This window comes from Achromobacter sp. LC458 (assembly GCF_001005835.2).
Classification (GTDB): Bacteria; Pseudomonadota; Gammaproteobacteria; order Burkholderiales; family Burkholderiaceae_B; genus Achromobacter; species Achromobacter spanius_B.
Genome location: NZ_LBHW02000011.1, coordinates 18,250 through 40,490, shown reverse-complemented (window position 1 = coordinate 40,490; position 22,241 = coordinate 18,250). Strand labels below are relative to the sequence as shown.

Here is a 22,241-nt window from a genome sequence, read left to right as displayed (position 1 = left end):
CTCCTTTGGACACCGACCATTTTGCCTGGGCTTGCGCACGGGCGAAAGACGCCAGATTGCGGATTATTCCGCCGCGCCCAAGGCCCGCAATTGCGCTTTCAGCCGCCGCACTTCCTGGCTCAGGTCCAGGATCAGCGCCACGGCATCCAGGCTGGCGCCGAAATCGTGCTCCAGCTTGCGAGCATGCAGCGCACGCTGCAAGTCCATGCTGTAGAAGCACCATTGCTCGGGTTGGCGGCCGTCGGCGTTGACGATGCCGACCTCGACCAATTGGGCTACCCATTCCACTTCCGCGTTGCAGGCGCGCGCCAGGTCATGGGCGCTGAGCGGCTGGGATTTGCCCACGACGGTGGCGCTGGTGATGACAACTTTGTTCATGGTCAAACCCCCATGTGGCGTCGCGGGTTGAACGGCGCATCCTGTTGCAGCTTGCGGTAGGCCGCCTTGGCCGCCTCGCTATCGGCGGGCGGCAACACCAGGTCCAGCACCAGATACAGGTCGCCCGGGGGATCACCGGGAATGCCGCGGCCGCGCAGGCGCAGCTTGCGGCCGTTGCCTGACCCCGCCGGAACCGAGACTTCGACCGTGCCGCCGGGCGTGGGCGCGTTCACTTTCGCGCCCAGCGCGGCTTCCCAGGGCGCCACCGGCAGGGTCATGTAAAGATCACGGCCATCGGCCCGGTAGCGCGAATTCGGCTTGAAGCGCACCTCCAGATACAGGTCGCCGTTTTCGCCGCCGCCGTAGCCGGGCATGCCTTGCCCCGACAGCCGGATGTACTGGCCTTCGCGTACGCCCGGGGGGATGCGCACGCTCAGGGTGCGCGTTTTCATGTGCGGGCGTCCCTGCTCGTCCATTTCCATGGACCGCAGGCTGATGTCGCGCGTGGCGCCCTTGAGCGCGTCTTCCAGGTCCACTTCGATGGCGGCGTGATGGTCGTCCCCGCGCGCACGAAACTCCTGCTGGCGCGCGCCGCCGCGTTGCCCGCGGCCGCCGAACAACGACGAAAAAAAGTCGCTGAACTGCGCCTCGTCGCCGGGCGCCGCGCCTCGGTGGAATTCGAAACCTTCGTCCCATCCGGGCGGGGGCTGAAAGCCGCCGTCGGGCGACACGCCGGCGGCCAGGTTGTCATAGGCCAGCCGCTTTTCCTGGTCGCGCAAGACGTCATAGGCTTCGTTGACGTCGCGCATGCGGGTCTCGGCGTCGCTTTCCTTGCTGACGTCGGGATGGTATTTGCGGGCGAGTTTGCGGTATGCGCGCCGGATCTCGTCTTCCGACGCGCCGCGCTCCACCCCGAGAATGCTGTAGTAGTCCTTGAACTCCATATGCCAGCTCACCTTAAGGGTTTCGGCCGCCGCGGGCTGTGCCGTATCCGGCCTGGGATATCAAGAAGATAGGGGTTGCGGACCGATTTATCAATGCGCAATATCAGACCAAGTCGCGGATGCGGCCTGTCACCCGAGTGGCGTAGTATCTGTTTTTACCGGTGCTGTTACCGGCGTTTTACCGGTGGCCCCGCCACCGCCCTACCCCCACGCAGGATCCACGATGAAGATGAGCAACATCCCCTTCGGCACCACGGATTGGTCCGAAGTCGAACGCACCGAACACGCTGGCGACACGGGCATGGCCTATTGGCGCACCCGCCAGTTTGGCGATGTGCGCGTGCGCATGGTCGAATACACGGCGGGCTACCTGGCCGACCACTGGTGCACCAAGGGACACATCCTCTTCTGTCTGGAAGGCGAGCTGCACACTGAACTGGAAGACGGCCGCCAGTTCGTGCTGACCCCCGGCATGAGCTACCAGGTGGCCGACCAGGCCGAGCCGCACCGTTCGTCCACCACCACGGGCGCCAAGCTCTTCATCGTGGATTGATCCCGCCAGCGCAACGAGCGCAGCGAGCGCAACGATGCAATGCCACGGGGACGCACTGACGCGGCCACGCGACACGCAAAATTGCAGTTGCGTTACGCTTTGAAAATCATGCGGCACACCGCCGCGTGTCGATGCATTGCCACCTGCCAGACCCCTCGCCTGACCGGAGACTAGATTTGGGCGCCCCGATTACGCTTTACGTTGATTCCCAGTTCCTTAGCCCCTACGCCATGTCGGTGTACGTGGCGCTGACCGAAAAGCAATTGCCTTTCGAAGTGCGCCCCATCGACCTGAACGCCGGTGAGCAACGGATGCAGCCCTACCAATGTCGGGCGCTGACTGCCCGGGTCCCCGCGCTGACGCATGACGATTTCAACCTGACGGAATCCAGCGTCATCGCCGAATACCTGGAAGAGGTTTTTCCCGCGCCCAAGCACGCCGCGCTGTATCCGTCGGGGGTGCGCGAACGCGCCCGCGCCCGCCAGTTGCAGGCGTGGCTGCGCAGCGACCTGGCCCCCTTGCGCCAGGAGCGCCCCACCGAAACCGTGTTCTACGGCACCCCGGGGCAGCCCTTATCGGACGCCGCGCATGCTGCCTCGGCCAAGCTGACACAGGTGGCCAGCTATCTGATCGGCGTGGGCCAGACCACGCTGTTCGACGATTGGTGTATTGCTGACCTGGACCTGGCCGTGATGCTCAAGCGCCTGGCGCTGGATGATTTGCCCGACCCGTTGCGCGCCTACGTCGACGCGCAGTGGCAACGCCCGTCTGTCCAGAAATGGCTGGAGCACAACGCCGCCGCGCGCGACTAAGCGCCTGTTCACGCCACGGCGCCGTGGCAGCAGCCACTGCACGACCGTCTTGCAAGCGACGCTGCCGCCCACCGGGGTCCGGCAGCGTTGTCGGACACATCTGAAAAGCAGGGACGCTTAACGCTTTTTTGCAGGCCCCCCTCCGACTTATGTTGCGGCGCAGCATTCGTTGCGGTGTAATGGGGAGGTCAACTTGGCCGGTTCCACTCGGGGCCGGCCCGGCGGCACGTCGCCGCCGGAAGCAACTTACAGGAGATCGCCATGGCCGATTCCGGCAACGATCGCGTCCCCGCCCCGCCCATGAACCCCTGGACGGCCGCCTACGAATACGCCCTGGATGCCTGGCAACGCGGCGTGCTCTACGCCGACGTGCTGCGCCAGCGCGGCAACCAGTACCACGACCACATGGCCAAGCGCGCGCCCAACGTGCTGAGCATGGAGTCCGAGTTTGTGCTGGACGGCCGCGAGCTGCCCCGCCCCGTCAACTACGGGCTGCTGCGCATCAAGCCGCCCGAAGGCGTGGAAACCGACCCGATCAAGCGCCCTTTCCTGGTGGTTGACCCGCGCGCCGGGCACGGCCCGGGCATCGGCGGCTTCAAGCCCGAAAGCGAAATCGGCGTAGCCATTCGTGCCGGCCACCCCTGCTACTTCGCCACCTTCCTGCCCCAGCCCATGCCGGAGCAGACCGTCGAAGACGTGATGATGGCCGAAGCGCGCTTCCTGGAAGAAATCATCGCGCTGCATCCCGATGCGGAAGGCAAGCCCGTGGTGGTGGCCAACTGCCAGGCCGGCTGGCAGATCATGATGACCGCCGCCATACGCCCCGAACTGTTCGGCCCGATCATCGTGGCCGGCGCCCCGCTGTCGTACTGGGCGGGCTGGCGCGGGATGAATCCCATGCGCTATTCCGGCGGCTTGCTCGGGGGCAGCTGGCTGACGGCAATGACCAGCGACCTGGGTAACGGCAAGTTCGACGGCGCCTGGCTGGTGCAGAACTTCGAAAACCTGAATCCCGCCAATACGCTCTGGTCCAAGCAGTACAACCTGTATTCCAAGGTGGACACCGAGGCCCAGCGCTACCTGAGCTTTGAAAAATGGTGGGGCGGCCACGTCTTCTTGAACGGCCCCGAAATCCAGTACATCGTGGACAACCTGTTCGTGGGCAACCGCCTGGCCACGGCCGGCCTGGTCACCTCGGACGGCATCCGCATCGACCTGCGCAATATCCGTTCGCCCATCGTGGTGTTCTGCTCGAAGGGCGACAACATCACGCCCCCGCCGCAAGCACTGGGCTGGATCCCCGACCTGTACCAGAACGAAGCCGAAGTGCTGGCTCATGGCCAGACCATCGTCTATGCCGTGCACGAAAGCATCGGCCACCTGGGCATCTTCGTGTCGGGCAGCGTGGCCCGCAAGGAACACCAGGAGTTCACGTCGAACATCGACATGATTGACGTCCTGCCGCCGGGCATCTACGAGGCCGAAATCGCCGACAAGACGCCCGACACGCCCAACGCCGACCTGGCATTCGGCAACTACGTGCTGTCGTTCGAGCAGCGCACGCTGGATGATGTGCGCACCATTGTCGACCGCAAGGAAGAGGACGATCGGCGCTTTGCCGCCGTGGCCCGCATTTCGGACATCAACCTGGGCATGTACCGCAGCTTCGTGCAACCGTGGCTGCGCGCCATGGTCACGCCGCAGTCGGCGGAATGGGCGCAACGCCTGCATCCGCTGCGCCTGCCCTACGAGCTGATTTCGGACCGCAACCCGGCCATCGCGCCCATTGCGAAGGTGGCGGAACAGGTTCGCGCGCACCGCCAGCCGGTGTCCGAGTCGAACCCGTTCCTGATGGCGCAGGAAATGTTCTCGAACTGGGTCGAAACCAGCCTGAACATCTGGCAGGAAATGCGCGACTCGGCGGACGAACGCACCTTCATGGGCGTGTACGGATCGCCGCTGGTGCAGGACCTGGCCGGGCTGGGCGCACGGTCCGGCCCCCCGCGCAAGCACCCGGGCGTGTCGCCCGAGCATCGCCGCTTCATGGAAGAACGCACGGCGGACCTGCGTTCGCTGCTCCAGGAAGGCGGCCTGCGCGTGGCCGCGATCCGCATGCTGCTGTACGTGTCCGGCGCGGAAGGCGGTCTGGACGAACGCAGCTTCGCACTGATCCGCAAAGTGCGCGCCGAGTCCGACAACGCCATGACGCTACAGGAGTTCAAGGACACCATACGCGACCAGGCCCTGATCCTGACGCTGGATTCCGATGCGGCCATTCAGGCGATGCCGCGCCTGCTGGACAAGTCATCGCCGGCCGCGATTCGCGACGCGCTGAACACCATGAAGCACGTGCTGGAAGCGGCCGAACCGCTGAGCCCGGCCGCGCGCGAAAGCCTGACGGAAATGGAGCGCATCTTCGAAGCCGCCGAACGCCGCGCACAGAAGCGCGAGCAGACCCACGCGCCCGCGCAGCTGACGTTGGCCCCGTCGCCGACCGCGCCTTCGTTGAGCTTGATCGACGCAGCCGCCCAGGTACCGGCCAAAACCGCCAAGCCGCACCCGGCAGCCGCCAAATCGGCGGAAGACTCGGTGGCGAAGTCGGCACCGAAGTCGGCACCGAAGTCCGCTGGAAAGCCCGCCGCAAAGTCGGCTGCAAAGTCGGCTTCAAAGTCCGCTGCAAAGTCTGCCGCAAAGTCCGCAACCCAGGCCGCCGCAAGGTCCGATGCCAAGCCTGCCGCGAACAGCACCGGCAAGACAGCCGGGAAGCCGGCTGACACGGCCGGGGCCAAACCCGCCGCAAAGACCGCGGCCAAGCGCGCGGCAAAGCCCGCCGCCAAGTCCGCGTCCAAGTCCGCGTCCAAGTCCGCCGGCCACGCCGGCGCCGGTCAACCCGCCAAGGCCAAGCGCGCATGACACTGCCCACCTCGACGCATTACGACAAGCTGATCGCGCGCGCCCAGACGCTGGAGCCCGCCTTTTGCGCCATCGCCCACCCTTGCGACGAACCGTCTTTGTCGGCCGCCCTGGAGGCGCGTGATCTGGGCTTGCTGCACCCCATCCTGGTGGGGCCGGAACAGAAGATCCGCGATACCGCCGCGCAGTTCAAGCTGAACCTGGGCGATGCCCGTATCGTGGATGCGCCGCACAGCCACGCTGCCGCCGAAACCGCCGTGGCGCTGGTGCGCAACGGCGAGGCCACGCTGCTGATGAAGGGCAGCCTGCACACCGACGAACTCATGCACGAAGTCGTCGCGCGCACAACGGGGCTGCGCAGCGGCCGGCGCATCAGCCATGTGTTCATCATGGAGGTGCCCACCTATGCCGGCCCGCTGTTCATCACGGACGCGGCCATCAACATTTTTCCGGACCTGGAAACCAAGGCCGACATCATCCGCAACGTGATCGACCTGCATCACGGGCTGGGGCTGGGCGAGCCCCGCGTGGCGATACTGTCGGCGGTGGAACAGGTCACGCCCAATATTCCCAGCACCATCGAAGCGGCGGCCTTGTGCAAGATGGCCGATCGGGGGCAGATCGCGGGCGGCCTGCTGGACGGCCCCCTGGCGCTGGACAACGCCATCAGCCCCGAGGCGGCGCGCATCAAAGGCATTCGGTCGCCCGTGGCGGGCGTGGCGCAGGTATTGGTCGTGCCCGATCTTGAAGCGGGCAACATGCTGGCCAAGAACCTGACGTTCCTGGCCAACGCCGAAGCGGCGGGCATCGTGCTGGGCGCACGCGTGCCCATCATCCTGACCAGCCGCGCCGACAGCCCGCGTTCGCGGCTGGCCTCGTGCGCGGTGGCGGCCATCTACGCGCACCACCTGAGCCAGCTGGCAGCCCGCCCGCTGATCTGACGCGCGCCTATTGCCGCAAGTATTGCCGCCCCTGTTGCCGCCCCTGTTGCCGCCCCTATTGCCGCACCTCTCGCCGCTCCCCTACCACCACCGGAACCCAGAGCCATGAGTGACACCCGCGACACCATCCTCGTCATCAATGCCGGCAGTTCCAGCATCAAGTTCTACCTGTACGACGTCGACGGCAACGAGCAACTTGCGCCGCGCCTGGGCGGGCAGCTTGAGGGCATCGGCACGTCGCACCCCAAGCTGCGCGTGCGTGACGCGGGGGGCCAGACACTGGTGGAACGCGACATCGCGCCCGGCCATGCGCCCGACGTGCCCAACGCGCAGGAAGTCGTGGGCACGTGGCTTAGCGGCCATCTGGGCGGCACGCCGCTGGCGGTGGGCCATCGGGTGGTGCATGGCGGGCCTGATCTGTCCGAACCCGTGCTGATCGACGACGGTGTGCTGGCCAAGCTGGACACGTTCACGCCGCTGGCTCCGCTGCATCAGCCCAACAACCTGGCGCCCATCCGCGTCATCCGCGAGCGTCGGCCGTGGATACCGCAAGTGGCGTGCTTCGATACCGCGTTTCATCGCAGCCATTCCGACGTGGCCGACCGCTACGCGCTGCCCGAATCGCTGTACCAGGAAGGCGTGCGCCGTTATGGCTTTCACGGCCTGTCCTATGAATACATCGCGCAGCGCTTGAAGCAGGCACTGCCCGAACTGGCCATGGGCAAGATCATTGCCGCGCACCTGGGTTCCGGCGTGTCCGCCTGCGCAATGCATGAAGGCAAAAGCGTGGACAGCACGATGGGCTTCACGGCGTTGGAAGGCCTGCCCATGGGCACGCGCCCGGGCCGGCTGGATGCGGGCGTGGTGCTGTGGATGATGGAACGCGGCATGGACCACGACCAGATCGAACACCTGCTGTATCACGACTGCGGCATGAAGGGCCTGTCCGGCATCAGCAACGACATGCGCGAACTGCTGGCCAGCGACGCGCCGTCGGCCCAGCTGGCGCTGAAGTATTTCGCGTGGCGCGTGGCCGAAGGCATCATCGGCATGGGCTGCGCCATGAACGGCATCGACGGCATCGTCTTTACCGCCGGCGTGGGCGAGAACTCGCCTCAGATCCGGCAGATGATCGTGGACCACTGGGGCTGGCTGGGCATCAAGCTGGACCCCGAGCGCAACGCCCATCAAGGCCCGCGCATTTCCAGCGACGACAGCCGCATCGGCGTCTACGTGGTGCGCACAAACGAAGAGCTGATCATCGCGCAGCACGCGCTGGCTTTGGTGCGCCAACGATGAGCAAGCCAACAATGAGCAAGCCGACGATGAACTCCCCCGCCCCCGCCCCCTCCTCTAGCGCGGCGCTGCCGCTGGCCGGCAAGCGCGGCCTGGTCACCGGCATCGCCAACGCCGATTCCATTGCCTGGGGCTGCGCCAAGGCGTTTCGCGCCATGGGCGCCGAACTGGCCGTGACCTATCTGAATGACAAGGCGCTGCCCCACGTCGAGCCCCTTGCGCGCCAGGTGGATGCGCCCTTGCTGATGCCGCTTAACCTGCTGAACGACGGCGAACTCGAAGCCGTGTTCGACCGCATCACGGCCGAATGGGGACAGCTGGATTTCGTGCTGCATTCCATTGCGTTCGCCCCGCGCGCCGACCTGCACGGCCGCGTTACCGACTGCTCGCGCGAAGGCTTCCTGCAAGCCATGGACGTGTCGTGCTGGTCTTTCATCCGCATGGCGAAACTGGCCGAACCGTTGATGAAAAAAGGCGGCGCGCTGTTCTGCATGAGCTACTACGGCTCGCAGATGGTCGTCGAGCACTACAACATGATGGGTCCGGTCAAGGCCGCGCTGGAATCCGCCACGCGCTACCTGGCTGCCGAGCTTGGGCCGCAGGGCATCCGGGTGCACGCGATTTCGCCCGGGCCATTGAAAACGCGCGCCGCATCGGGCATTGCCGAATTCGATGCCCTGCTGGACCGCGCCCAATCCAAGGCGCCCGCGCGCAGCCTGGTGTCCATCGACGACGTGGGCGAAGCCACCGCCTGGCTGGCCACCGACGCCGCGCGCCTGATGACGGGCCAGACGCTGTATATCGACGGCGGTTATCACATCATCGATTAGGCTCAGGCCAAGGTGGCCGGCGGCGCCTGGCGCCAGCGCTCGATCGCATCGACCGCCTGTTCCGGGGTGCCGAAGATCTTGTCGCGGCCGATCTTCTTGACCAGCCCCGAACGCTCCAGCGCCATGCGGAACTGGCCGTGCCCGCCCGCCAGCAACAAGGTGATGTTGCGGGCATCCAGCTCGCGCTTCAGTTCATAAAGCGCTTCCACCGCATCGGCATCCGCCTGCGTCATGGCCTCGGCATCCAGCACGAACCACTGGGTGTCGGCCGCCGCCTGCTCGATAACGTCGCGCGCGCGGCGCCGAAACGCATCGGCGTTGAAAAACCAGATCGACGATTCAAACAACCAGATCACCGTGCCGGGCACGGGATGCGCATCTGGATTCAGGTGCAGCTTGCCCAATACGGACTCGCCGGGCAGCCGGCCCAGCAGCGCATCGCGCGGGTTGCCCGACACATACATCGCGTACAGCAAGGTCGCCCCCACCGACACCGCCACGCCCCGCAGCACGCCAAAACCCACCACGCCCACGGCAGCCAGGATGCCAAACGCCAGTTCGATGCGGGAAATTCGCGCCAGGCGCAGGAAGGCCTTGACGTCGAACAGGCTGGCGGCGGCCAGCAACAAGATGGCCGACAGCACCGCCTGCGGCAGCCAGAACAAGGGCGCGCTCAACAGGCCCACCACGATGGCCAACGCCAAGGCGGCGCTGACGCTGACCAGCGGCGACGAGCCGCCCGCCACCAAGCCCACCGCCGTCCGCGAATCCGCGCCCGTCACCACAAAGCCCTGGAACAGACCGGCCGCCACATTGGCCGCGCCGAAGCCCACCAGCTCGCGGTTGGGGTCCACGTGTTCGCCCGTGCGCGCCGCAAAGCTGCGCGCGGTGACGATGCCGCTGGAAAAGCTGACCACCAGCACGCCCGCCGCGCCCAGCAGAATGCTGTCGACCCCCTCAAGCCGAACCGGCAGGCTGATGCCCGGCAAGCCGGCGGGCACCTCGCCCACCACCGCGATGCCCAGGCTGGGAAAATCGAATAGCCATGACAACAGGCAGCCGCCCACCACCAGCAGGATCGGCCCCGGCCAGGTCGGGCGCCAGCGCTTGAAGGCCACCAGCAACAGGCAGGACGCCAGCCCCAGGCACAGTGTGGGAATCTGGATCTCCTGGATACGGCGCGATAGCTCAAGGAAGGGGTGCACCAGCCCGCTGTTGCGCAGCCCCACCCCCGTCAGCCCGCTCAGTTGCGACAGCCCCAACGTGATCGCCACGCCCGCCATGTAGCCGATCAGCACGGGGCGCGACAGCAGGTTGGCCAGAACGCCCAGCCGCAGCACGCGCGCAATCAGGCAGCCGACGCCCACGGTCAATGCAATGCCGGTAGCGGCCACCAACCGGTCTTCGGGGGAGGTCAGCGCCATGCCGGTCAAGGTGGCGGCGATAAGGGTGCAGGTGGCCGTGTCCGGCCCCACGATCAGCGTGCGCGAAGAGCCGAACAAGGCATAGCCCAACATTCCCGCAATGGCGGCCCACAGCCCGGCCACGGGCGGCACGCCCATCATCGCCGCGTAGGCCAGACCCACCGGCAGGCCGACGGCGGCCACGCTTAAGCCGGCCATGATGTCGCGTCGTGCCGATTCCCGCGTCATGCCGCGGAAATTATTCAGGCCGGGAAAAAAACGTAGGTTCATGATGCTGCAAGCGACCTGATCGAAGAGACTGCGCGACAACACGCATAGACGGTCAAGGCTACACCAAGGCCAAGCCACGGCAACGGCTTCAGATCAAGTCGCCACGAAATCAGGCGGGCTTTTTCGCCAGCTTCAGAAAAACACGCCGGGGTTCGACGATCCAAAACATTCCCAAAAGGAATGAAGATCGTTGCGTTTTTATCTCTTTTATCGAAATGCCGGATTGCGTAGAGTCCTTCGGCATAAGAAAAGCGGCGCCACGCCGCACCATCGCACACCGACACGGCCTACCGCCCTTGCCACCCGGCGCGGACCCAAGGCCGGCATTTCAGGAGACTCCATGTCCTTGCCCATTCTTCGGCGCGTCAGCCGCGCCCTGGTTCTGACCGCGCTTGCCGCCGGCATCGCCCCCGCTGTCCACGCCCAGACTTACCCCGAGCGCCCCATCAAGCTCGTGGTGCCCTGGCCCCCGGGCGGCGCCACCGATTCCCTGGCGCGCCTGCTGGCGCAACGCCTGACCGTCCGCTTGGGCCAGACGGTGATCGTGGACAACAAGGCGGGCGCGGGCGGCAATATCGGCACGGCGTCGTTCGTGCGCGAAAAGGCCGACGGCTACACGTTGCTGATGGCCACCAGCTCGACCAACGCGGCAAACCCGCATCTGTATTCCCGCCTGGGCTTCGATGCGTCCAAGGACTTCGCGCCTGTAGCATTCGTGGCCGAGATCCCCAACATTCTGGAAGTGCCCAAGCAATCGCCCTTCAAATCGGTGGCCGACTTGATCGCCGGCGCCAAGGCCGAACCCGGCAAGTTGAACTACGGTTCCGGCGGCGTAGGGTCTTCGCAGCATCTGGCGGGCGCGATGTTCAAGCATCTGACCGGCGCCGACGTGCTGCACATTCCGTACAAGGGCAGTGGCCCCGCCGTGTCGGATCTGCTGGCCGGGCAAGTCGACATGATGCTGGACACCGGCTCGCTGTCGCAGGTTCAGGCGGGCGCGTTGCGCGCGCTGGCCGTCGCGTCGCACCGGCGTCTGCCGGCACTGCCGGACGTGCCCACGTTCGAGGAAGCGGGGGTGCCCAAGATGATCGCGTCGGCCTGGTACGGCATCGTTGCCCCCGCCGGCACGCCGCCCGCCGTGATGCAGCGCCTGAATAAGGAAGTGAACGCCGTGGTGGCCGAGCCCGAGGTCAAGCAGCGCATGGAAAGCATGGGCGCGCTGGTACCGGCGGGTCAAACCGCCGAGCAATTCGGCGCCTTCATCCAATCGGAAATCGCGCGCTACGCGGACATCGTGAAAATTTCGGGCGCCAAGTTGGAATAAGCGCTCCGGACACAGATGAAAAAAAACGCCCCGAAACAAGGGGCGTTTTTCATGGCGAACGGCGCGCGGCAAGCGCCACGACTTGGGCGCTGCCGCCTGCCTTACTCCGCCGCGCGCGCTTCCAGCACGGCCACGGCAGGCAGGGTCTTGCCTTCCAGGAATTCCAGGAACGCGCCGCCACCGGTCGAGATGTAGCCGACCTGTTCGCCGATGCCGTACTTGGCGATGGCAGCCAGCGTGTCGCCGCCGCCGGCGATCGAAAAGCCGTCCGATTCCGCGATTGCGCGCGCCACCACTTCGGTGCCGTTGGCGAACTGGTCGAATTCAAACACGCCCACCGGACCGTTCCACACAATGGTGCCGGCCTTCTTCAGGATCTCGGCCAACTGCGCCGCGGTCTGCGGGCCGATGTCCAGAATCATGTCGTCATCGGCCACGTCGGTGGCCGCCTTGACAGTGGCTTCGGCGTCCGCGCCGAATGCCTTGGCGCACACCACGTCCACCGGAATCGGCACGGCCGCGCCGCGCTGCTTCATCATGTCGATCACGGCGCGCGCCTGCTCAACCTGGTCGGGTTCCGCCAGCGACTTGCCGATGGGCAGGCCGGCAGCCAGCAGGAAGGTGTTGGCGATACCGCCGCCCACGACCAACTGATCGACCTTGTCGGCCAGCGATTGCAGGATCGACAGCTTGGTCGACACCTTCGAGCCGCCCACGATGGCGACCAGCGGGCGCTTGGGTTCGTGCAGCGCACGGCCCAGGGCGTCAAGCTCGGCTTCCAGCAAGGGGCCGGCGCAGGCCACGGGCGCAAAGCGCGCGATGCCGTGGGTGGTGGCTTCGGCGCGGTGGGCGGTGCCGAATGCGTCGTTGACGTACACGTCGCACAACGCGGCCATCTTCTTGGCCAGCGCTTCGTCATCTTTCTTTTCGCCGACGTTCACGCGGCAGTTTTCCAGCAGCACGACCTGGCCGTGATCGACCTGAACGCCGTCGACCCAATCGCGCACCAGCTGCACGGGCATGCCCAGCAATTCGGACAGGCGCTGGCCGACCTTGGCGAGCGAATCGGCGTCGGTCAGCACGCCTTCTTTCGGGCGGCCCAGGTGGGACGTAACCATCACAGCGGCGCCGGCGTCCAGCGCCAGGCGGATGCCGGGCACGGATGCACGGATGCGCGTGTCTTCGGAAATGCGGCCGGCGTCATCGAACGGCACGTTCAAGTCGGCGCGGATGAACACACGCTTGCCGGACAGGGCGCCGGACTTGGCCAGCGCGGACAGGGTATTAACCTTGGACATATTTGCTTTCCTACGATAGGCGAACAAAGGGGACGAACCCATTTTCCGCATTGGCGGAAAACAAATCCGTCCCCTATGGACTGACCGTGTTGCTTACTTGGCCGACATCAGCGCGACGGTGGTGTCGAGCATGCGGTTCGAGAAGCCCCACTCGTTGTCGTACCAGGACGAGACCTTGACCAGGCGGCCCGAGACCTTGGTCAGCGACGCATCAACGGTGCTGGAGGCCGGGTTGTGGTTGTAGTCCACCGAAACCAGGGGCTCGGTGTTGTAGTCCAGGATGCCCTTGAGCTCGCCTTCCGACGCGGCCTTCAGGATGCTGTTCACTTCTTCGGCGGTCGTGTCGCGGCTGGCCACGAACGACAGGTCGACTAGCGACACGTTGATGGTCGGGACGCGGATGGCGTAGCCGTCCAGCTTGCCGTTCAGTTCCGGCAGCACCAGGCCCACGGCGGCGGCAGCGCCGGTCTTCGTGGGGATCATGCTCATCGTGGCCGAACGCGCGCGGCGCAGGTCTTCGTGGTAGACGTCGGTCAGGACCTGGTCGTTGGTGTAGGCGTGAACGGTCGTCATCAGGCCGTTTTCCAGGCCCAGCTTGTCGTTCAGCGGCTTGACCAGCGGGGCCAGGCAGTTGGTGGTGCACGAAGCGTTCGAGATGACCGTGTCGGTCGACTTGAGCACGCCGTGGTTCACACCGAACACGATGGTGGCGTCCACATCCTTGCCGCCCGGGGCCGAGATGATGACTTTCTTGGCGCCGCCCTTGATGTGCGCGCCGGCCTTTTCCTTGGTCGTGAAGAAGCCCGTGCATTCCAGCACGACGTCAACCTTCAGGTCGCCCCAGGGCAGTTCAGCCGGGTTGCGGTTGGCCAGCACGCGGATCTTGTCACCGTTGACGACCATGAAGTCGCCGTCGACTTCGACGGTGCCCGGGAACTTGCCGTGGGCGGTGTCGTAGCGCGTCAGGTGCGCGTTCGTCTTGGGATCACCCAGGTCGTTGATGGCGACGATTTCGATATCGTGCTTCTTGCCACCTTCGTAGTGGGCACGCAGGATGTTGCGGCCGATGCGACCGTAACCGTTGATGGCGACGCGAATAGTCATACTAAGCTCCTTTTTTACAAAACCTGTTTGACGGTCTCGGCCACCTTGTCGGCGGTCAGCCCGAAGAACTTGAACAATGCGCCGGCCGGGGCGGATTCACCGTAGCGGTCGATGCCGACCACGGCGCCTTCCAGGCCCACGTACTTGTGCCAGAACGCGGTCACGCCGGCTTCGACAGCCACGCGCGGCAGGCCCTTGGGCAGCACGGATTGCTTCCAGGCGGCGTCCTGCTTGTCGAACACGTCGGTGCTGGGCATGGAAACCACGCGCACGGCGATGCCTTCCTTGGCCAGCTGCGCCTGCGCGTCCAGCGCAATGGCCACTTCGGAGCCGGTGGCGATGATGACGGCGCGGGCGCCTTCGGCATCGCGCAACACGTAGCCACCGCGCGCGATAGCGTCCACGGTGGCGGCATCACGGGGCACGAACGGCAGGTTCTGGCGCGACAGCAGCAGCGCGGTCGGGCCGCCCTCGTGCACGTCCATGCCGATGCTGGTCGGGCGCGTCACGGCGGCGTTCCAGGCCACGGCGGTTTCAGCCGTATCGCAAGGGCGCCACAACGACAGGTTGGGGATCAGGCGCAGGCTGGCAGCGTGTTCGATGGATTGATGGGTCGGGCCGTCTTCGCCCAGGCCGATCGAATCGTGCGTGAACACGTGCACCACGCGCTGTTTCATCAGCGCGGCCATGCGGATGGCGTTGCGCGAGTAGTCCGAGAACGTCAGGAACGTGCCGCCGAAGGGCAGGTAGCCGCCGTGCAGCGCCACGCCGTTCATGATGGCGGCCATGCCGAATTCGCGCACGCCGTAGTTGATGTGACGGCCGAACTGAATGCCCTTGTCGCCGGCGCGAACGGCGCCCACGCCCTTCCAGTCGGTGAAGTTGGAACCGGTCAGGTCGGCGGAACCGCCCAGCATTTCGGGCAGCAACGGCGCCAGCGCGGCGATTGCGAATTGCGAGGCCTTGCGGGTGGCGACGGTTTCGGCCTTTTCCAGCGTTAAGGCCAGGAAAGCCTTGAACTGGTCGGCGTAACCCTCAGGCATTTCGCCCTTCATGCGGCGCGTGAATTCAGCCGCTTCGGCGGGGAACGCGGCGCTGTAGGCGTCAAACGCGGTCTGCCATTCGGCTTGCGCGGCGGCGCCCGACTTGCGGCCATCCCAGCCGTCATACACGTCTTGCGGAATCTGGAACGGTTCCGACGACCAGCCCAGCGCGGCGCGCGTGGCGGCGATTTCGTCCTTGCCCAGCGGCGCGCCGTGCACGTTGTGCGTGCCGGCCATGTTGGGCGAACCCTTGCCGATAACGGTGCGGCAGATCACCAGCGTGGGCTTTTCCGACTGCGAACGCGCGGCCTTGATGGCGGCGTCCACGGCGGCGACGTCGTGGCCGTCAACGCCCCGGATCACGTTCCAGCCGTAGCCTTCGAAGCGCTTGGCGGTGTCGTCGGCAAACCAGTGTTCAACGTGGCCGTCGATCGAGATGCCGTTATCGTCATACAGCACGACCAGCTTGGACAGCTTGAGCGTGCCGGCCAGCGAGCACACCTCGTGCGAGATGCCTTCCATCAGGCAGCCGTCGCCGGTGAAGGCGTAGGTGTGGTGGTCGACGATGGTGTGGCCGGGCTTGTTGAATTCAGCGGCCAGCAGCGCTTCGGCCAGCGCCATGCCCACGGCATTGCCCAGGCCCTGGCCCAACGGGCCGGTGGTCGTTTCCACGCCCGGGGTGATGCCCACTTCGGGGTGACCCGGCGTCTTGGAATGCAACTGGCGGAAATTCTTGAGTTCGTCGATCGACAGGTCGTAGCCCGTCAGGTGCAGCAGCGCGTAGATCAGCATCGAGCCGTGGCCGTTGGACAGCACGAAGCGGTCGCGGTTGGCCCAGGCGGGATCTTTGGGGTTGTGGCGCAGGTTGCCCGTCCACAAGGCCTGGGCGATTTCCGCCATGCCCATGGGAGCACCCGGATGCCCGGAGTTCGCTTGTTGCACTGCATCCATCGCTAGGGCGCGGATGGCATCCGCCAAGGCAAGTTTAGGGGCGGTCGGATTGCTCATTCGGAAGGCTCTTTGAAGCTGGCGCGCCTACGGGAAATATAGGGGCCAGTTGAGTGGGTTGCGAAGCAGACGATTTTAGCATCAGGGGATTTCCCTCACGCCATCGCCCTTAAGCCCGATGTAAACAAGCGTGTCCTCGGGAATCAAAGTGGTAGGCTACGCGCTCGAATAATCCGATTGCCCGCGCCCTCGTAGCCGCCCTCTTCGCCCGAACCTCATGTCCGCCCCCCGCTTCTTCTGCGACATCGCCCTTTCCGCCGGTACCCGCATCGCCTTGCCCGACGCCCTGGCGCACCACGCGCTGCGCGTGCTGCGCTTGAAAGCGGGCGAAACCGTTGTGCTGTTCAATGGCCAGGGCGGCGAATACCCGGCCGTGCTTGAAGTCGACGGCAAGGCGGGCTACGCCACGCTGGGCGACTTCAACCCGCGCGAAGCCGAGCTTGCCGGGCGCATCACGCTTGTGCAGGGTCTGCCGTCCGGCGACAAGATGGATTGGGTGGTGGAAAAAGCGGTTGAGCTGGGCGCCGCCCGCGTCAGCCCCATTGCCGCGCAACGCAGCGTGTTGCAGTTATCCGGCGCCCGGCTGGACAAGCGCGTGGCGCATTGGCAGCGCATTGCGCAATCGGCCGGCGAACAATGCGGCCGCAACCGCTTGATGGTGGTAGATGCGCCGCAAACGCTTGCCGATTGGCTGGCCCAGCCGGCGGACGGCCTGCGGCTGCTGTGTCACCCGGAAGCCGGCGACGATCTGGCCGGCAAGCTGCGCGCCACGCCGGAGTTGCAGGCGTTGACCTTGCTGGTCGGCCCCGAAGGCGGCTGGTCGGACAAAGAACTGGAACTGGCCCGCCAGGCCGGCGTCCAGGCGGTTCGCTTCGGCCCGCGCGTGCTGCGCACCGAAACGGCCGGGCTGGCGCTGCTGGCGGCGGTCAGCGCGTTGATGAGCTGGTAGCGGAAGGATGCGCGGTTAATCGTCCGCGCCCGCAGAGAATCGTTTTAGGCCGCGGTTAATCGTTTTCGGCCGCGGTTAATCGTTTTCGCCCGCGGTTAATCGTTTTCGCCATAGGGCGCTGCGGCGATGCCGGGTTCCGGGTCGGGGTGGCGGCCCGCGTGTTCGATCACAAACGCAAAGATGCGGCCGTTTTCACGCGCAAAGTCGGCAGCGTCCGAACACACGGTTTCAATTTTTGCGGCGTCTTCTTCCAGCACCGGGTCGCCGGAGTGCAGGCGGTACAGCCACAACACCACGCCCGTCTTGTGGTCCAGGACCGTGTCGCACAGGCAGTCGTACAGCGCATCCAGGTTGCCGCCGAAGTACTCGGGGAAATCCACCGCCTTGACGATGGCGCGAAGCACCGCTGAACGACTGCGGGCGGGGTCACAGTTGGCAACGAACAAGGACAAGCCAAGCTCGTGCGAGGCGTCCACGACGGCCTTCTTGTCCAGCCCCTCATGAGGCAGCGCTCCCCCGCGCAGAAGCTGCTTCTGCAACGTAGATTGGCCATTGCGCGTCATGCCTGAGCCTCCTTGAAAAAGGCGATCACTTCTTCGTTACGCTGCATCGTATCGGCATAACCCAGTTCGATCAATCGCTTGGTGTAGCTGGATTCGAATAGCAGATACGACATCAGCGCACCGCCGCCAGGACGGCCTGGGTCGGACGATACACCGAGTACGCGGAAAAGAGCACGGGCTTGCGCGGGCATGTCATCCAAGTGCTCAAGCGCCATCGTATCCAGCGACTGGCTGGGGGTGATGGTCAGCACCTGGATGCGGCGCACGTTGATCTGCGCGCCCTCCGGCGTCGCGTGGTCCATCAGGTAGTTGATGCGTTCCAGGCGCTCGACGTCCACCGACAGGCCGTCCAGGAAAATGCTGGACAGCGCATGCCCGCCCACCTGGGCCAGCGACGGATAGGGCGGAGAATCTTCCCGGTTCTCGGGATGGGTGTCATCCCGAAAGCCCGTGCCGATCACCAGCACGCGATGGGCGCCCAGGTGTATGGCGGGGCTGATCGGCGCCAGTTGCCGCATGGACCCGTCGCCGCACCATTCGCCCTTGCCGTGCACCGGCACCTGGCGCGCGGGAAACACGAACGGGATGGACGACGAGGCCATCAGATGGTCGATGCCGATAGGCGTGGGTATGGCCAGCCGCAAGTAGCGATGCCAGGGTTCGATGGGCGTGTGCGCCTGGTAGAACGTAAGGTGCTCGCCGCTGGTGTAGCCCGACGCCGTGATCGCCAGCGCCGACAGCGACCCGCGCTCGAGGTTGCCGCGCAGGTGGTCGAAGTTCAGCACGCGGCCCAGCAGCGCCTCCATGGGGCTGTTGTCCAGCAGCGACTGCGGCCGCTTGCGCGTCAGGCCCGAATACATCCAGCCCAGCGCCAGCAACCCCAGCCAACGCACACCCGTGCGAATCAGGCCGGGCGCGTCGGCGCGGTAAATCATGTCGGTGTTCAGCGACGACCACAAGCGGCGGATACGGCGCACACCCAGGTGCGGGCGGTCGGCGCGGCACGCCAGCGCAGCGGCGTTGATGGCCCCCGCCGAGGTGCCGCAGATGATGTCGAAGGGATTCTGAAAGCGCGAATGCCAGTCAGGGTCCAGCAAGTCCATGATGGCGCTTAGCACGCCCACCTGGTACGCGGCCCGCGCGCCCCCACCCGTCAGGACCAGACCGGTCGGCGTGCGTGGGCACGCCGGACCGGCGGGACTGACTTCAACGTGGCGTGTTGACATCGACCACAGTCATCGCGGTCATGTTCACAATGCGGCGCACGGTCGAGCTTGAGGTCAGGATGTGCACCGGCGCGTTGCAGCCCAGCAGGAACGGGCCAACCGCCACGTTGCCGCCCGCCGCCGTCTTGAGCAGGTTGTAGGCGATGTTGCCGGAATCCACGTTCGGGCACACCAGCAGGTTGGCCTCGCCTTTGAGCGTGGACGACGGCAGGATGCGCATGCGCAGCGCTTCGTCCAGCGCGCAATCGCCGTGCATTTCGCCGTCGATTTCAAGCTCGGGCTCTTTTTCGCGCACGATTTCAAGCGCGCGACGCATCTTGGCGCCCGACGCGGAACTGCCCGATCCGAAATTCGATCGCGACAGCAGCGCCACCTTGGGAGCCAGGTACATACGGCGCATTTCGTTGGCGGCCGCGATAGTGAATTCGGCGATCTGCTCGGCGGTAGGTTCGTCGTTGACGTGCGTGTCCACCAACACCACCGTGCGCTCGTTGAGCAGCAGGATGTTCATGGCGGCATACACGTTGTGGCCCGGGCGCCGGCCGATCACTTCGTCCACGAACCGCAGGTGATCGTGGTAGGCGCCCACCGAGCCGCAGACCATGCCGTCGGCATCGCCCAGGTGCACCATCATCGCGCCGATCAAGGTCATGCGGCGGCGCATTTCCACGCGCGCCATTTCCTTGGTGATGCCGCGCCGGCACATGCGTTCCCAGTACGTCGTCCAGTATTGATGGAAGCGTTCGTCGTATTCGGGGTTGGTCACTTCAACGTCTTCACCCAGGCGCAGGCGCAGACCCAGCTTTTCGATACGGGTCAGCAGCACCGATGGGCGGCCCACCAGGATGGGGCGGGCCAGGCCTTCGTCAACCACGACCTGCACCGCGCGCAGCACGCGTTCGTCTTCGCCTTCCGCGAACACGATGCGCGCCGGGCCGCCTTCGCGCACGATGCGCTTGGCGGCCGAGAACAGCGGCTTCATGAACGCGCCCGAGTGGTACACGAACTGCTGCAACTGTTCTTCGTAGGCTTCCAGGTCGGCCAGCGGGCGCGTGGCCACACCGCCTTCCATGGCGGCCTTGGCCACGGCCGGCGCGATACGCACGATCAAACGCGGGTCGAACGGCTTGGGGATCAGGTATTCCGCGCCAAAAGAGATATCGAACGTGCCGTAGGCCGCGGCCACGACTTCGTTCTGTTCTTCCTGGGCCAGCTGGGCAATGGCGTAGACCGCCGCCTTTTCCATTTCACGCGTGATGGTGGTGGCGCCCACGTCCAGCGCGCCCCGGAAAATGTACGGGAAGCACAGGACGTTGTTGACCTGGTTCGGGTAGTCGGAACGGCCCGTGGCCATGACCACGTCATCGCGAACGGAATGCGCCAGTTCGGGCAGGATTTCCGGCGTGGGATTGGCCAGCGCCAGGATCAGCGGACGCGTGCCCATGGCCGCAACCATCTCGGGCTTGAGCACGCCACCGGCGGACAGGCCCAGGAACACGTCGGCGTCCTGAATCACTTCAGCCAGCTTGCGGGCATCGGTCTTTTGCGCGAAGCGCGCCTTGTCCGGGTCCATGAGTTCGACACGGCCTTCGTAGACCACGCCTTCAATGTCGGTAACCCAGATGTTTTCCAGCGGCAGGCCCAGGTCCACCATCAAGTCCAGGCACGCCAGGGCAGCAGCGCCCGCGCCCGAGGTCACGACCTTGACCTTCTTGATGTCCTTGCCCACGACCTTCAAGCCGTTGATGAACGCGGCCGATACCGTGATGGCGGTGCCGTGCTGGTCGTCGTGGAACACGGGAATCTTCATGCGCTCGCGCAGCTTGCGCTCGACGGTGAAGCATTCGGGCGCCTTGATGTCTTCCAGGTTGATGCCGCCGAAAGTGGCTTCCAGCCCGGCAATGATCTCGACCAGCTTGTCCGGATCGGTTTCATTGATTTCGATGTCGAACACATCCAGGCCGGCAAACTTCTTGAACAGCACCGCCTTGCCTTCCATGACGGGCTTGGAGGCCAGCGCGCCGATGTTGCCCAGGCCCAGCACAGCTGTGCCGTTGGTGATCACGCCCACCAGGTTGCCGCGTGCGGTGTAGCGAAACACATTGGCCGGATCCGCCACGATTTCTTCACAGGCCGCCGCCACGCCGGGCGAATACGCCAACGCCAGATCGCGTTGGTTGGTCAGCTGCTTGGTCGGGGTGACCGAGATTTTTCCGGGGCGACCGTGCTCGTGATATTCAAGGGCGGCTTTGCGAAGGTTGGCATCCATAGGGGCGGCTACTGGCTATAAGTGAAACAGAGGGAGGAATTCTATTCCCATGGCGCGCGCCGCGATACGTTTGCGAAAGCGCTGGTGAAAGCTCGCCCACCGGACGGGGCAGGCGCCGAAATCTTACAGCAACCTGAACACATTTCAGGTTTCATTGGGCAGGAATAAGGGAAAACGACCCGCGGGATCGAACAGCGTCTTGACGCGGGCGTCCAGCCGAAACGTCGCCAAGCCGGGGGTCGCCGGGGACGGCACATGGGCGCCCGGCTGCGGCTCGGGCTGGGGCTTGCTAGAGGGCGGCACATCAATCAGCGTGACGCTTTGCACCCAGGCCAGCGTACCGCCATGCCCCAACAGCAAATGCGCCAGGTTCACCGTGGCCGGCGCCTGCGGCTTCAGGGCGTCCAGCCGATAGCGGCCCAGCCAGTGATAGCCGTCGTTCGTTGCGAACGCGTCGCCGCCCGAGGCCAGCTGGAACAGCGCGGGCACCAGGGCCTGCACGGTGGCTGATCGCAGGGGCTGCACGTCGGCCTCGCCAAACGGCCCCAAGGTTTCCTCAACGCCGTCGGCCAGCATCACGTCCACCCCGAGCACGCCCGAGGCCGCGCAGCAACCCGCGGGCCACGGCGCCGGTGCGGCCAGCCATTCGGCCAAGGTCATGGCGTCAGGAAAACCGGCGAACTGCCGCAGCCCGGCCTGGGCCAGCGCGGCCATCGGCACGCCGGGCTGCGCGCGCCAGCGCGGGGTGTCGCCGGCCAGGCGCGCCAAGCCCGCCAACCGCGACGGGTCGATACGCAAACGCGGCGCGCTGCTCGCCGCGTAAGGCCCCGTTGCGCCCTCCAGCGCCATCACGACGCGATATTCGGCGCACAGCGCGCGGGCGTGCGCCACGTCGCCGTCACGCGCGGGCGTCAGAATGGCTTGCGCGCCACCCGGGCCGTTCTCGCCCAGATCAACAACCTGGCCTTGGCAAAGCAGCGTCAGCCGCTGCATGAAAGCGGCCCATGGCGTTTGCGCGGGCCGCCTGCCAAGCAGGAAAGCGCGCCGGGATGGCTGCATGACTACAATTCCTTTTTGCTTCAAAGACGCTTTTCGA

At 65.6% G+C, this 22,241-nt stretch carries 18 protein-coding genes; 8 read left to right on the top strand and 10 right to left on the bottom strand.

Translation table 11 applies throughout. The features are described from left to right. Positions 1-63: 63 nt before the first annotated feature. Together YH64_RS11535 and YH64_RS11530 are read right to left on the bottom strand one after the other, a co-directional pair. Complete coding sequence (locus tag YH64_RS11535; protein WP_046804377.1) at positions 64-378, bottom strand: chaperone modulator CbpM; 315 nt, start codon at positions 376-378, stop codon at positions 64-66. A gap of 2 nt (positions 379-380) precedes the next feature. Next, positions 381-1,322: a DnaJ C-terminal domain-containing protein gene (locus YH64_RS11530; RefSeq protein ID WP_046804376.1), complete on the bottom strand. Its 942-nt coding sequence runs from the start codon at positions 1,320-1,322 to the stop codon at positions 381-383. 223 nt (positions 1,323-1,545) lie between these two features. Here YH64_RS11530 and YH64_RS11525 point away from each other — a divergent pair, with 223 nt between their 5' ends. The 6 genes from YH64_RS11525 (at position 1,546) to fabI (ending at position 8,667) form a co-directional block, all read left to right on the top strand. Further along, a complete protein-coding gene (locus YH64_RS11525) occupies positions 1,546-1,875 on the top strand; it encodes a DHCW motif cupin fold protein (RefSeq protein WP_046804375.1) in 330 nt (109 codons plus the stop codon). Positions 1,876-2,051: 176 nt separating this feature from the next. Then, entirely contained in the window at positions 2,052-2,687 is a 636-nt protein-coding gene (gene yfcF, locus YH64_RS11520) for a glutathione transferase (RefSeq protein ID WP_082134442.1), read from the top strand. Positions 2,688-2,948: 261 nt separating this feature from the next. Further along, a complete protein-coding gene (locus tag YH64_RS11515) occupies positions 2,949-5,600 on the top strand; it encodes a DUF3141 domain-containing protein (RefSeq protein WP_143215338.1) in 2,652 nt (883 codons plus the stop codon). Next, entirely contained in the window at positions 5,597-6,541 is a 945-nt protein-coding gene (locus YH64_RS11510; RefSeq protein ID WP_046804372.1) for a phosphate acetyltransferase, read from the top strand. Before YH64_RS11515 ends, YH64_RS11510 begins: the two co-directional genes overlap by 4 nt. 105 nt (positions 6,542-6,646) lie before the next feature. Beyond that, entirely contained in the window at positions 6,647-7,840 is a 1,194-nt protein-coding gene (locus YH64_RS11500) for an acetate/propionate family kinase (RefSeq protein WP_046804371.1), read from the top strand. 26 nt (positions 7,841-7,866) lie between these two features. After that, a complete protein-coding gene (gene fabI, locus YH64_RS11495) occupies positions 7,867-8,667 on the top strand; it encodes an enoyl-ACP reductase FabI (RefSeq protein WP_046804489.1) in 801 nt (266 codons plus the stop codon). Between the two features lie 2 nt (positions 8,668-8,669). On the opposite strand, the gene YH64_RS11490 is transcribed toward fabI, so the two are convergent. Further along, positions 8,670-10,361, bottom strand: a complete 1,692-nt coding sequence (locus YH64_RS11490; RefSeq protein ID WP_185975369.1) for a SulP family inorganic anion transporter — start codon at positions 10,359-10,361, stop codon at positions 8,670-8,672. Between the two features lie 340 nt (positions 10,362-10,701). On the opposite strand from YH64_RS11490, the gene YH64_RS11485 reads away from it, so the two are divergent. Then, on the top strand, positions 10,702-11,685 hold the full coding sequence (locus tag YH64_RS11485; protein WP_046804370.1) for a tripartite tricarboxylate transporter substrate binding protein: 984 nt from the start codon (positions 10,702-10,704) through the stop codon (positions 11,683-11,685). A gap of 101 nt (positions 11,686-11,786) precedes the next feature. Here the strand turns inward: YH64_RS11485 and YH64_RS11480 are convergent, their stop codons facing one another. From YH64_RS11480 to tkt, 3 genes are all read right to left on the bottom strand, one after another. Continuing rightward, positions 11,787-12,983: a phosphoglycerate kinase gene (locus YH64_RS11480; protein WP_046804369.1), complete on the bottom strand. Its 1,197-nt coding sequence runs from the start codon at positions 12,981-12,983 to the stop codon at positions 11,787-11,789. Positions 12,984-13,076: 93 nt separating this feature from the next. Then, the gene (gap, locus tag YH64_RS11475; protein ID WP_046804368.1) at positions 13,077-14,087 is read right to left on the bottom strand and encodes a type I glyceraldehyde-3-phosphate dehydrogenase; all 1,011 of its coding nucleotides are present in this window, start codon (positions 14,085-14,087) and stop codon (positions 13,077-13,079) included. A gap of 14 nt (positions 14,088-14,101) precedes the next feature. Then, positions 14,102-16,138 (bottom strand): transketolase, encoded by a 2,037-nt coding sequence (gene tkt / locus YH64_RS11470; protein WP_046804367.1) that lies wholly within the window; start codon positions 16,136-16,138, stop codon positions 14,102-14,104. A 217-nt stretch (positions 16,139-16,355) separates the two neighbouring features. On the opposite strand from tkt, the gene YH64_RS11465 reads away from it, so the two are divergent. Beyond that, on the top strand, positions 16,356-17,087 hold the full coding sequence (locus YH64_RS11465) for a 16S rRNA (uracil(1498)-N(3))-methyltransferase (RefSeq protein WP_046804366.1): 732 nt from the start codon (positions 16,356-16,358) through the stop codon (positions 17,085-17,087). 95 nt (positions 17,088-17,182) lie between these two features. Here YH64_RS11465 and YH64_RS11460 read toward each other — a convergent pair whose 3' ends face one another. From YH64_RS11460 to YH64_RS11445, 4 genes are all read right to left on the bottom strand, one after another. Further along, positions 17,183-17,650, bottom strand: coding sequence for a barstar family protein (locus YH64_RS11460; protein ID WP_046804365.1), 468 nt, complete (start codon positions 17,648-17,650; stop codon positions 17,183-17,185). Further along, positions 17,647-18,876 carry a patatin-like phospholipase family protein gene (locus YH64_RS11455; RefSeq protein ID WP_370512738.1) on the bottom strand — a complete coding sequence of 410 codons (1,230 nt, stop codon included), beginning with the start codon at positions 18,874-18,876 and terminating at the stop codon, positions 17,647-17,649. Before YH64_RS11455 ends, YH64_RS11460 begins: the two co-directional genes overlap by 4 nt. Next, entirely contained in the window at positions 18,857-21,145 is a 2,289-nt protein-coding gene (locus YH64_RS11450) for an NADP-dependent malic enzyme (protein WP_046804364.1), read from the bottom strand. Before YH64_RS11450 ends, YH64_RS11455 begins: the two co-directional genes overlap by 20 nt. Positions 21,146-21,289: 144 nt before the next feature. Next, on the bottom strand, positions 21,290-22,204 hold the full coding sequence (locus YH64_RS11445) for a hypothetical protein (RefSeq protein WP_046804363.1): 915 nt from the start codon (positions 22,202-22,204) through the stop codon (positions 21,290-21,292). Positions 22,205-22,241 lie beyond the last annotated feature (37 nt).

Bases quoted from the DNA above. Each gene is read 5' to 3' on its own strand.
- YH64_RS11490 (WP_185975369.1), bottom strand. From the start codon at position 10,361: ATGAACCTACGTTTTTTTCCCGGCCTGAATAATTTCCGCGGCATGACG.
- YH64_RS11515 (WP_143215338.1), top strand. From the start codon at position 2,949: ATGGCCGATTCCGGCAACGATCGCGTCCCCGCCCCGCCCATGAACCCC.
- YH64_RS11480 (WP_046804369.1), bottom strand. From the start codon at position 12,983: ATGTCCAAGGTTAATACCCTGTCCGCGCTGGCCAAGTCCGGCGCCCTG.
- YH64_RS11535 (WP_046804377.1), bottom strand. From the start codon at position 378: ATGAACAAAGTTGTCATCACCAGCGCCACCGTCGTGGGCAAATCCCAG.
- YH64_RS11445 (WP_046804363.1), bottom strand. From the start codon at position 22,204: ATGCAGCCATCCCGGCGCGCTTTCCTGCTTGGCAGGCGGCCCGCGCAA.
- YH64_RS11450 (WP_046804364.1), bottom strand. From the start codon at position 21,145: ATGGATGCCAACCTTCGCAAAGCCGCCCTTGAATATCACGAGCACGGT.
- YH64_RS11510 (WP_046804372.1), top strand. From the start codon at position 5,597: ATGACACTGCCCACCTCGACGCATTACGACAAGCTGATCGCGCGCGCC.
- YH64_RS11485 (WP_046804370.1), top strand. From the start codon at position 10,702: ATGTCCTTGCCCATTCTTCGGCGCGTCAGCCGCGCCCTGGTTCTGACC.
- fabI (WP_046804489.1), top strand. From the start codon at position 7,867: ATGAACTCCCCCGCCCCCGCCCCCTCCTCTAGCGCGGCGCTGCCGCTG.
- tkt (WP_046804367.1), bottom strand. From the start codon at position 16,138: ATGAGCAATCCGACCGCCCCTAAACTTGCCTTGGCGGATGCCATCCGC.
- YH64_RS11460 (WP_046804365.1), bottom strand. From the start codon at position 17,650: ATGACGCGCAATGGCCAATCTACGTTGCAGAAGCAGCTTCTGCGCGGG.
- YH64_RS11525 (WP_046804375.1), top strand. From the start codon at position 1,546: ATGAAGATGAGCAACATCCCCTTCGGCACCACGGATTGGTCCGAAGTC.
- YH64_RS11455 (WP_370512738.1), bottom strand. From the start codon at position 18,876: ATGTCAACACGCCACGTTGAAGTCAGTCCCGCCGGTCCGGCGTGCCCA.
- YH64_RS11465 (WP_046804366.1), top strand. From the start codon at position 16,356: ATGTCCGCCCCCCGCTTCTTCTGCGACATCGCCCTTTCCGCCGGTACC.
- gap (WP_046804368.1), bottom strand. From the start codon at position 14,087: ATGACTATTCGCGTCGCCATCAACGGTTACGGTCGCATCGGCCGCAAC.
- YH64_RS11530 (WP_046804376.1), bottom strand. From the start codon at position 1,322: ATGGAGTTCAAGGACTACTACAGCATTCTCGGGGTGGAGCGCGGCGCG.
- YH64_RS11500 (WP_046804371.1), top strand. From the start codon at position 6,647: ATGAGTGACACCCGCGACACCATCCTCGTCATCAATGCCGGCAGTTCC.